This is a genomic window from Poseidonocella sp. HB161398 (assembly GCF_005870025.1).
Classification (GTDB): domain Bacteria; phylum Pseudomonadota; class Alphaproteobacteria; order Rhodobacterales; family Rhodobacteraceae; genus Mangrovicoccus.
In genome coordinates this window covers 1-2214 of the sequence record NZ_VATA01000188.1, presented here as the reverse complement: position 1 = coordinate 2214, position 2214 = coordinate 1, and the positions used below count along the sequence as shown (strand labels likewise).

Here is a 2214-nt window from a genome sequence, read left to right as displayed (position 1 = left end):
GAGCGTGCCCGCCAGCTTGGCTGGGCCGATGCTGAGGTCATCGACGATGATCTTGGCCGCTCGGGCTCGGGCGTCGCACGGCCCGGTTTCGAGAAGCTTCTCGCCGGGATCTGCGAGGGTCGTGTCGGAGCGGTGGTGTCGATCGAAGCTTCGCGGCTGGCGCGCAATGGCCGCGATTGGCACACGCTGCTGGAGTTTTGCGGCCTGGTTTCCACGCTCATTGTCGATGAAGATGGGGTCTACGATCCGCGTCATCCCAATGACCGCCTGCTGCTCGGCATGAAAGGGACCATGAGCGAGATGGAGCTGTCGGTCCTGCGCCAGCGCTCCCACGAGGCGCTCCGCCAGAAGGCACGCCGCGGCGAGCTGTTCATGACGGTTGCCATCGGTTATGTGCGCATGAGCCGGGATCGGATCGACAAGGACCCTGACCGGCGGGTCCAGGACGCCATCGGGCTGGTGTTTGCCAAATTCGACGAGATGCGGTCCGTCCGGCAGGTACATGTGTGGCTCCGGCAGGAACAGATCTCGCTGCCAGCGGTCGCCCATGGACCGGATGGGCGCGAGATCCGCTGGAAACTGCCCGTCTACAACACGGTCCTGCACATCCTCAGCAACCCGATCTATGCCGGGGCCTACGTGTTCGGACGCACCGGCTCTCGCACGGTGATCGAGGACGGGCGCAAACGCGTGATCCAGGGGCTGCGCAAACCGCAGGAAGACTGGGATGTTTTGATCCCCGATCATCATGATGGTTATATCAGCTGGGACATTTACGAGAGGAACCAACGGTTGATCGCGGACAATGCCACCGGAAAGTTCGGCCCGGGCCGGGGCGCCATACGGCGTGGCGAAGCTCTTCTGGCCGGGCTTCTGAGATGCGGCCATTGCGGGCGCAAACTTCACGTCGCCTATTCGGGCAAAGGCGGCAATACCGGGCGTTACCACTGCCGCGGCAGTCAGTTCAATCACGGTGGCGCGCGCTGCATCTCATTCGGTGGCATGCGGGTCGATCGGGCGATCAGCGCCGAGATCATCGCGCGGTTGCAGCCGCTCGGCATAGAGGCGGCACTCGAGGCAGAGGTGGCCCAGGGCCAGGCACATGAGGAGAAGCGCCATCAGCTTGAGCTGAGCCTGGAGCAGGCGCGCTACGAGGCCTCTCGTGCCCGGCGCCAGTACGATGCGGTCGATCCCGACAATCGCCTGGTGGCGGGAGAACTGGAAGCGCGCTGGAATGCGCGGCTTGGTACGGTCGCCGCGCTCGAGGATCAGATCAAGGCGCATGATGCGGCAGCCCTGTCGCAAAAGGCGGGCACCGCCGATCGCGCCAGGCTGCTGAGCCTGGGAACCGACCTTGAGCGCGCATGGACAAGCCCAGGTGCGGCACCTGCCACCAAGAAACAGATCATTCGCACTCTGGTCGAGGAGATCATTGTGCGCGTTGACGGAGAGACCATCGAGCTTGTTGTCCGCTGGCAAGGTGGCGCGCATTCCGCACTGGCTGTCCGCAAGAACCGCAGCGGCCAGCACCGCTGGAGTACCGACCGGGATACTGTCGATCTCGCGCGTGCGCTGGCTCGCCTCATGCCTGACAAGCTGATTGCCGCAACGCTCAACCGGGCAGGCAAGGTGACCGGACGCGGCAACGGATGGACGCAATCGCGCGTCTGCACTCTGCGCAATCACCATCAGATCAATGTCTATCGCGAGGGCGAACGCCATGAGCGTGGTGAGTTGACGCTTGACGAGGCAGCCGAGGTCTTGGCCATCAGTCCATCAAGCGTCCGCCGCCTGATCCAGGAGGGCCGGCTACCGGCGCAACAGTTCTGCAAAGGTGCGCCCTGGATCATCAAAATGGACGACCTTGACAGGAACGATGTCATTGAAGCAGCGGATAAAAGGCGCGGCCGCCGCCCGCCGTCTGAAGATCCGCATCAAAAAACACTTTCCTTATAGAGACATAGTGAGGTGGGCATTATGAAGCAGGATCGCACGGTCCGGTGATCAGCAGGTTCTGCTTCTGTCCGATCCAGCGGCCGCTGGCGAGTTCCTGGAACAGGCTCCTGTCGAGCTTGCGCGGGGTACGGAAGTCCACGTCCTCGATGCAGGCGCCGACATGGCGGAGCTTGGCCGCCCGCATCCGGCTCCGGAATTTCTTCGTGCTGCGGCTGGCGGCCTCGCGGTCGATCAGCAGGCCGAGCCATTCGGCATGGC

General features: G+C 63.6%; 2 protein-coding genes. One reads left to right on the top strand and one right to left on the bottom strand.

Translation table 11 applies throughout. The features are described from left to right. The coding region (locus FGX59_RS36555) for a recombinase family protein (protein ID WP_206078562.1) at nucleotides 1-1956 on the top strand (1956 nt) is incomplete at its 5' end. Between the two features lie 19 nt (nucleotides 1957-1975). Here the strand turns inward: FGX59_RS36555 and FGX59_RS36550 are convergent. Continuing rightward, nucleotides 1976-2214: ATP-binding protein (locus FGX59_RS36550; protein WP_171061020.1), on the bottom strand; the 239-nt coding region annotated here is incomplete at its 5' end.